Below are 7,108 nucleotides of genomic sequence, written 5' to 3' on the forward strand. Positions count from 1 at the left end.
GCCGCTTATAACGAAATCGTTGAAATCAGGCGGCCGTAATCAGCGGCCTGTTCATGGGTCGCGCGGCGATAGGAATAAAACCGCGTCGGATCGCTATAGGTGCAATGACCGGTCCAGACCGCATTCACCCCCGCATCGCGCAGGCGCATCAGACCAAATCCGGGCAGATCAAACATCGGGCGGCCACTTGCGCCCCCCGCGAAAAAGCGGTCATATCCGCGATCCTCGGCCAAGAACTGATCCATGAAATCCTGGCCGACCTCATAGGCACGCTGGCTGATGCACGGCCCGATCACCGCGCGGATATGGCGCGCACCCAAATCTTGCATGGCACCGACCGTTGCCTCGATCACGCCACCAAGCGCGCCTTTCCAACCCGCATGGGCGGCGCCGATGACGCCCGCCTTTGCATCGCAAAACAGGATCGGTTGGCAATCGGCGGTCAAAATTCCCAGCGCAATGCCGGGGACATTCGTCACCATCGCATCGGCGCGGCGCTGGTCCAGCCCCTCCAGATCCGCGGCCGAGCCGATCGTGGCAACATCGGCAGAGTGGACCTGATGAACGGTCGCCAGATGATCAGCGCCGACCCCCATCGCATCTGCGACACGGCCACGGTTGATGGCGACGATTTCTGCCAGATCGCTTGAGCCGCGCCCGCAGTTCAGCCCCTGAAACAAGCCCGAGCTGGCCCCGCCCTTGCGGGTAAAAAAGCCATGTTTAACCGGGAAAAGCAGCTCGTCGGTCAGGATTTCAAGCGTCGTGTGCATCGGGGTCCTGGGGTTGAAAGCCCGGAGGCGGGGGAAACTTTGGCGACCATATCGCCATGGCTTTGAAGAGTTGGCCCATTTCATCCCCGCCGGTCAAGCGATGAAGCGCCTGCATCGCGCCTGCATCTCCCGCCGCGGCAAGACGCTCGGCGCGGGTGGCAATTCCCATTGCCTGCAACCACGCCCCTTGGGTCACCAGGCCCGAGACTGCGGCACCTTGGCGGTGTGCGGCGCGGGCCAGTGGGGCGAAATCGACATGGGCGGTCAGATCGGCCTCGCCGGGATGGGCAAGGACATCTTCGGGCTGGTGGCGGCGTAGGGCCTGGAAACTATCGCCGTGCCCATCCCAGGTGCCATAATCAATAAAGATCGCGGCCCCACCATATTGGCTCACCAAGGCGCCCAGCCCCGAGGCGATCGACACGCCCAAGGGGCAGATCTCACGGATCTCACCCTCGGGAAGGTCTGGGTCATCCTGAGGCAGCAGGTCCCCCAGCCCGCCGTCCCCCAGCCCCTTAATCGGCGCCGCAAGGCCCAAGGCCAGCCCGCCTTGCGGGTCAAGCGCGATGATCCGCTCGGACCAGCCCTGCCGGGCGCGCTGGAACTGACGGATCGGCAAAGCGTCAAACAGCTCATTGGCAATCAAGAACAGCGGCTGCTTTGGCAGATCCTCGATGCGGTCCAGATGGCGCACCTGTCCCAGCTTGTCGCGCTGCAACTGACGCAGATGGGGCGAGGCCTCGATCAAAATCACATCGGCTGCCTCGCGCATGCCGGGCACGATTTTGATCGCACGCAGCAGATCAGCCATCAAGGTTCCGCGCCCCGGCCCGATCTCGGCCAAGGTAAAGGGCTTGGGCTGGCCCTGATCCAGCCAGGCCTGAGCCAGAGCAAGGCCGATCATTTCGCCAAACATCTGACTGATTTCAGGCGCGGTGGTGAAATCGCCATGCGCGCCAAACGGGTCGCGGGTGGCGTAGTAGCCATGCTCGGGATGAAGCAGGCACAGCTGCATATATTCATCAATCCGCATCGGGCCACCGGCGCGGATACCTGCAGCGATCAGCTGCGCCAACGGGGTTGCAAGAGGCGCATCACCCATGGTGCGGTCAAATCCGCTCATGTCGTGACGGCGGGTCGGCGCAAGGCCCAGATGACAAAGCCGAGCCCGATCAGGATCATCGGCAAGGACAGCTCTTGGCCACGTGAAATCCCCCAGACCGGCCCACCCAGGACATGGCCAAGCGGATTATCTGGCGTGATGAAGCGCGCATCAGCCTGACGAAAGAATTCAACGATAAAGCGGCTGATGCCATAGCCCGAGACAAAAATCCCCAAAGCCAGACCCGGCCGCTTGAGCCCGCCCGCACGCACCAGCGCAAACAGCACGATTGCCAGCAAGACCCCCTCAAGTGCGGCCTCGTAAAGCTGGCTTGGATGGCGCGCACAAAGGCCAACGACGCCGGGGCAGTTCTGGGCGGCCTCTCCGGGAAAGATCACCCCCCAAGGCAGATCGGTCGGACGCCCCCACAGCTCGGCATTGATGAAGTTCGCAACCCGGCCAAGACCCAAGCCAATCGGCGTCGCCACCGCCAAAGCATCAGCCAGGCGCAAGGCGGGAATATGGTTCTTACGGCAAAACCACCAAGAAGCCAGCACCACGCCCAAAAAGCCGCCATGAAAGGACATCCCGCCCTGATCGACCCTTAGGATCTTGGCAGGATTGGCCAGATAGAAATCGAGATCATAAAACAGCACAAACCCCAGCCGCCCACCAAGGATGACGCCCACGATCACCCAGGTCAGCAGCTCTTCGACCTTGCCCGGCTCCATCGGGGCCGTGCCACCCCACAGCGCGGGACGCTTCATCAGCTGCACGATGATCCACCAGCCCAGCAGCAGCCCGACCAGATAGGCCATTGCATACCAGCGCAGCGAGAACGCCTGTCCGAACAGGTGGATTGTCACGATCTCGGGCGAAATATCTGGGAAAGGGATCATGGGCGCCTCTTGTTGCTTTTGGCATGCGTCATGGGTCGAGAGGGACATTGAACCCGCCCCGTTAGAGCGCCATATAGAAACCGACCCTGATCCGAAAGGCCACCGATGTCCGCGCAGAACCGTATTTTCGACGATCTCAGCAAACTGATGACCAATGCCATGGGCGTGGCCCAAGGTGCCAAGGACGAGGCACAGACCGCCTTCAACGGCTGGATCGACCGTTGGCTGGCAGATCGCGACTTTGTGACCCGCGAAGAATTCGAAGCGGTCCGTGAAATGGCAATCAAGGCTCGCACCGAGAATGCCGAGCTGCGGGCGCGTCTGGATGCGCTGGAAGGCAAGACCTCGGCCTAAGGTCGGATCTGATCCTTCAGCTGGCCTGCCCGGTCAAAAAGAAAAACTTCGCCCGTGTCACTGACGACAACGATCCAGTCGCGGGCAAAGGTCACCGCTGCGGCGCTTGTTCCCGCAGGTAGCGTGATGTTTTCGGGCAGGACAGGCAGGGGCGTCACAGCACCCAGCCGCAGCCACAGGATCGCGACAATGGCGATAATGCCCAGCCCCATCACCACCGCAAGCCCCGTGACCAAAGCGCGCAGATAGCGCAGCATCGGCACACTCGCTTCGGTTTCTGTTTCTTTCGCGAAATTCCCGGACATGCCCGACCTCATTATCACCCTGCCTGATGGCACGACCGACCGCCTTGATAAAGCCCTTGCCAGCGCCGCGCCAGCGCAAGCGGCGCTGTCGCGCTCGCGTCTGGCCAAACTGATCGCCGATGGCGCGGTCAGCGGCCCATTGGGCCTGATCAGCGACGGCAAGGCAAAAGTCACCCCTGGTGATTACTGCATCACCCTGGGCGAGCCGATCCCGATCGAGGCCCAGCCCGAGGTCATCGCCTTGAACATCGTCTATGAGGATGATGAGCTGATCGTGATCGACAAGCCCGCAGGCATGGTGGTCCATCCCGCGCCCGGCAGCCCATCGGGGACGCTGGTCAATGCGCTTTTGGCCCATTGCGCGGGCAGTCTGTCGGGGATTAGCGGGGCCGCACGGCCGGGGATCGTGCACCGGATCGACAAGGAAACCTCGGGACTGCTGGTGGTTGCCAAAACAGATCGAGCGCATCAGGGGCTAGCCAAACAATTCGAAGATCACAGTGCGTCACGGCGCTATCAGGCTTTGGCATTCGGCACCATCGATCACGCCGATCCGCGCCTTGCGGGCCTGCGCGGCATCAGCTTCGAGCCGGGCGGCGTGGTCAAGATCACCTCGCTGCTGGGGCGCCACCCCAACGACCGCCAGCGCCAGGCCGTCAGCTTTTTGCACGGCCGCCATGCGGTGACGCGAGCACGAATGATCGAAACCTTTGGCTCGCCTGCGTCAGCCATGCTGGTCGAATGCCGCCTTGAGACCGGGCGCACCCATCAGATCCGGGTCCACATGGCCTATGCCGGGCTGGGGCTGATCGGCGATCCGACCTATGGCGGCAATCGCAAACTGTCGCCCAAAGCGATTAGCCCTCAGGCGGTCAGCGCCGCCGCCACCTTCGGGCGTCAAGCGCTTCACGCCGCCCATCTGGGCTTTGTTCATCCGCTCAACGGAGAGTTACTTTCCTTCGAGAGCGAACTGCCCGAAGATATGACAGAATTGCTCGGGATTATGCGAGGCTAAGACGGGATCATTCACCGACCGATTGTCACGATGTCGTCAGCCCGGAACTCCGAAGCGTTAATCGCGTTTTAAGGATAACCCGCTATCAGGCGGGAACAGGGATTTTTACATGGCGAACTATACTGGCCTTCCGGCCCCCAGTCCCGAACAAGGGCTAAACCGATACTTGCAGGAAATTCGCAAGTTTCCGCTTCTTGAGCCGGAAGAGGAATATATGCTGGCCAAGGCCTGGGTGGATCACGAAGATCCCGAGGCCGCGCATCGGCTGGTCACCAGTCACCTGCGTCTGGCAGCAAAAATTGCCATGGGTTATCGCGGCTATGGCCTGCCCCAGGCCGAGGTCATCTCAGAGGCCAATGTCGGCTTGATGCAGGCCGTCAAGCGCTTTGACCCTGAAAAGGGCTTCCGCCTTGCGACCTATGCGATGTGGTGGATCCGTGCCTCGATTCAGGAATATATCCTCAGATCTTGGTCGCTGGTCAAAATGGGCACGACCTCGGCGCAGAAAAAGCTGTTTTTCAATCTGCGCAAAGCCAAGGCCAAGCTGGGCGCACTGGAAGAGGGCGATCTTCGCCCCGAAAACGTTGCGCAGATCGCCAAGGATCTGAATGTGACCGAACGCGAGGTCATCGACATGAACCGCCGTCTGGCCGGTTCGGATGCCTCGCTGAACGCGACCGTCGGCTCGGGCGAAGGGGAAAGCACGGCGCAGTGGCAAGACTGGCTTGAGGATGAGAATGCCGATCAAGCCGGCAACTTCGCTGAGCAAGACGAGCTGACAACCCGCCGCGAAATGCTGATTGCGGCAATGGATGCGTTGAATGATCGCGAAAAAGACATTCTGATGGAGCGGCGCCTGCGCGACGATCCGATGACGCTTGAAGACCTGTCGGCACGCTACAATGTCTCGCGCGAGCGCATCCGCCAGATCGAAGTGCGCGCCTTTGAAAAGCTGCAAGAGCGTATGCGTGTGCTGGCTCAGGAAAAGGGCATGACCATTCCTGCCCCGGCCTGACAGTCATCGCCCGGGCCACAATGCTTGGCTCGGGCCTTGCATCCCATCAAGGGAATGCGCGCCCGCACCGCATCCTAGCGGGTGTTCATGGCTGATTTTCTGCATTGCCGCGATTATTTTGTGTGGCCGGCGGGCCGATCCGCAGTTCGGGGATTGCCAATCGCCATGCTTCGCGTCCATTTCCGGGGCCAGTGGTTGACCGGCGAAAATCAGCGCCTAAGGTCATAATGGTAAACAGGGGTTTTGGGCGCAGAAATGACAGCGCTTAATCAGTATCAGCGCCTTGAGGCGGTGGGCGTCTGGCGCGAGACCCCCCAGGGCAAAGCGCATGACGTCATCGTCTCTTTTGGCGATGCGACGCTGATCCTGACCGATCCCAAATCTGAAATCCCTCTGGCCCATTGGTCCTTGCCTGCCGTTCACCGTCTGAACCCCGGCCAGTTGCCAGCACGTTACTCGCCCGGCGGCGCGGATACGGATGAGGCGCTTGAGGTTGATGATGATCTGATGATCGCGGCCATGGGCAAAGTCCACCGCGCCATCGAAGCCAGACGGCCCAGTTCAGGCCGCCTGCGCAACCGCATGATGCTGGTCGGCGGGCTTTGTCTTTTGGTCTTGGGTTCGGTCTGGTTGCCGCCCGCTTTGGTGCGTCATGCCGCTCAGGTTTCCCCGCCTGCACAACGCGCCGAGATCGGCCGGATGGTTCTGGCCGAGATCACCCGCGTCACCGGCTCTCCGTGTCGGCGCCCTGCGGCGGGTCCTGCCGCCACCCGCTTTGCGGAAAGTCTGCTTGGCCCCGGACAATCCATCGCCGTCGTGCCTGCGACACTGCGCTCGGCCATTCGCCTGCCCGGCCCGATCACGGTCATCGGCAACGATCTGATTTCCGGCCAGCAATCGCCCGAGGTGGCAGCAGGATATATCTTGGCGGCCGAAGCGGTGGCCCGTATGGATGACCCGCTGTTTGAGGCCCTGCGCTACGCCGGGCCGCGCGCAACATTTCAGTTGATGACATCGGGCAGCCTGCCGCGCGAAAGCCTTGATGGCTACGGCGAGAAGCTGTTGGCCGCGCCGCTGATTGTGCCCGAAGACGAGCTGTTGCTTGATCTTTTTGAACAAGCAGGCGTTGCCAGCCAACCCTATGCACGATCGCTTGACCCAAGTGGGGAATCCGTTCTGGGCCTGATCGAGGCCGACCCCTATCGCACCGCTTTGCCCGCCCAACCGATCCTTGAAGATCGCCAATGGATCGCGCTTCAGCAAATTTGCGACGAGTAGCGCGCCTTATGCCGCCCGATCAGCGCGCATAGGAATCGCGAAATCCCGCCCGCCTGATCTGATCCAATGCCATCACTACCTGCTGGCGACCGGGAAACGGTCCGGCCATCAGGATCACCAGCCCACCTTTGCTGCTTTGATTGGTTTGGCGCATGATCGGCAAGCCGGTTTTTTGCAGCTTTGCGGCCGCGCGTTCCGCATTTTCGGGGCGCGCGAATGCGCCAATCTGCACGTAACGGGCACCAGCGGGGATATATTCCGTCAGGGATAGGACCGTGCCGCTTTTGGCAGGTACAGCATTTCTGGCGGCATTGGTTGCTGCATTGGCCGGGGCTGCGATCTGCGCAGGTCCGGCGCCAATCGGCGGGGA

At 61.6% G+C, this 7,108-nt stretch carries 9 protein-coding genes; 4 read left to right on the forward strand and 5 right to left on the reverse strand.

Features of this window, described 5'->3' with window-relative positions; genetic code table 11:
• Positions 1-5: 5 nt before the first annotated feature.
• From pgeF to lgt, 3 genes are read right to left on the reverse strand one after another with little or no spacing between them, the layout of a single operon-like run.
• Positions 6-770: a peptidoglycan editing factor PgeF gene (pgeF, locus tag RTS12_RS10650; RefSeq protein WP_312528272.1), complete on the reverse strand. Its 765-nt coding sequence runs from the start codon at positions 768-770 to the stop codon at positions 6-8.
• On the reverse strand, positions 754-1,893 hold the full coding sequence (locus RTS12_RS10655; RefSeq protein ID WP_312528274.1) for an SAM-dependent methyltransferase: 1,140 nt from the start codon (positions 1,891-1,893) through the stop codon (positions 754-756). Before RTS12_RS10655 ends, pgeF begins: the two co-directional genes overlap by 17 nt.
• Positions 1,890-2,771 (reverse strand): prolipoprotein diacylglyceryl transferase, encoded by an 882-nt coding sequence (gene lgt, locus RTS12_RS10660; protein WP_312528276.1) that lies wholly within the window; start codon positions 2,769-2,771, stop codon positions 1,890-1,892. Before lgt ends, RTS12_RS10655 begins: the two co-directional genes overlap by 4 nt.
• 105 nt (positions 2,772-2,876) lie before the next feature.
• On the opposite strand from lgt, the gene RTS12_RS10665 reads away from it, so the two are divergent.
• Entirely contained in the window at positions 2,877-3,125 is a 249-nt protein-coding gene (locus RTS12_RS10665; protein ID WP_312528278.1) for an accessory factor UbiK family protein, read from the forward strand.
• Here the strand turns inward: RTS12_RS10665 and RTS12_RS10670 are convergent.
• Entirely contained in the window at positions 3,122-3,430 is a 309-nt protein-coding gene (locus tag RTS12_RS10670) for a DUF6476 family protein (protein ID WP_312528280.1), read from the reverse strand. The genes RTS12_RS10665 and RTS12_RS10670 overlap by 4 nt on opposite strands.
• Here RTS12_RS10670 and RTS12_RS10675 point away from each other — a divergent pair.
• The 3 genes from RTS12_RS10675 (at position 3,429) to RTS12_RS10685 (ending at position 6,738) form a co-directional block, all read left to right on the forward strand.
• Positions 3,429-4,445, forward strand: coding sequence for an RluA family pseudouridine synthase (locus RTS12_RS10675; RefSeq protein ID WP_312528282.1), 1,017 nt, complete (start codon positions 3,429-3,431; stop codon positions 4,443-4,445). The genes RTS12_RS10670 and RTS12_RS10675 overlap by 2 nt on opposite strands.
• 109 nt (positions 4,446-4,554) lie before the next feature.
• Positions 4,555-5,460 carry an RNA polymerase sigma factor RpoH gene (gene rpoH / locus RTS12_RS10680; protein WP_312528284.1) on the forward strand — a complete coding sequence of 302 codons (906 nt, stop codon included), beginning with the start codon at positions 4,555-4,557 and terminating at the stop codon, positions 5,458-5,460.
• 255 nt (positions 5,461-5,715) lie between these two features.
• Positions 5,716-6,738, forward strand: a complete 1,023-nt coding sequence (locus tag RTS12_RS10685) for a hypothetical protein (protein ID WP_312528286.1) — start codon at positions 5,716-5,718, stop codon at positions 6,736-6,738.
• Positions 6,739-6,757: 19 nt separating this feature from the next.
• Here the strand turns inward: RTS12_RS10685 and RTS12_RS10690 are convergent.
• Positions 6,758-7,108 (reverse strand): SPOR domain-containing protein (locus RTS12_RS10690; RefSeq protein WP_312528288.1); only part of this gene is annotated, 351 nt, incomplete at its 5' end.

The sequence above is a fragment of the Paracoccus sp. (in: a-proteobacteria) genome (genome assembly GCF_032007265.1).
Classification (GTDB): domain Bacteria; phylum Pseudomonadota; class Alphaproteobacteria; order Rhodobacterales; family Rhodobacteraceae; genus Paracoccus.

Bases quoted from the DNA above. Each gene is read 5' to 3' on its own strand.
- pgeF (WP_312528272.1), bottom strand. From the start codon at position 770: ATGCACACGACGCTTGAAATCCTGACCGACGAGCTGCTTTTCCCGGTT.
- RTS12_RS10655 (WP_312528274.1), bottom strand. From the start codon at position 1,893: ATGAGCGGATTTGACCGCACCATGGGTGATGCGCCTCTTGCAACCCCG.
- lgt (WP_312528276.1), bottom strand. From the start codon at position 2,771: ATGATCCCTTTCCCAGATATTTCGCCCGAGATCGTGACAATCCACCTG.
- RTS12_RS10665 (WP_312528278.1), top strand. From the start codon at position 2,877: ATGTCCGCGCAGAACCGTATTTTCGACGATCTCAGCAAACTGATGACC.
- RTS12_RS10675 (WP_312528282.1), top strand. From the start codon at position 3,429: ATGCCCGACCTCATTATCACCCTGCCTGATGGCACGACCGACCGCCTT.
- RTS12_RS10670 (WP_312528280.1), bottom strand. From the start codon at position 3,430: ATGTCCGGGAATTTCGCGAAAGAAACAGAAACCGAAGCGAGTGTGCCG.
- rpoH (WP_312528284.1), top strand. From the start codon at position 4,555: ATGGCGAACTATACTGGCCTTCCGGCCCCCAGTCCCGAACAAGGGCTA.
- RTS12_RS10685 (WP_312528286.1), top strand. From the start codon at position 5,716: ATGACAGCGCTTAATCAGTATCAGCGCCTTGAGGCGGTGGGCGTCTGG.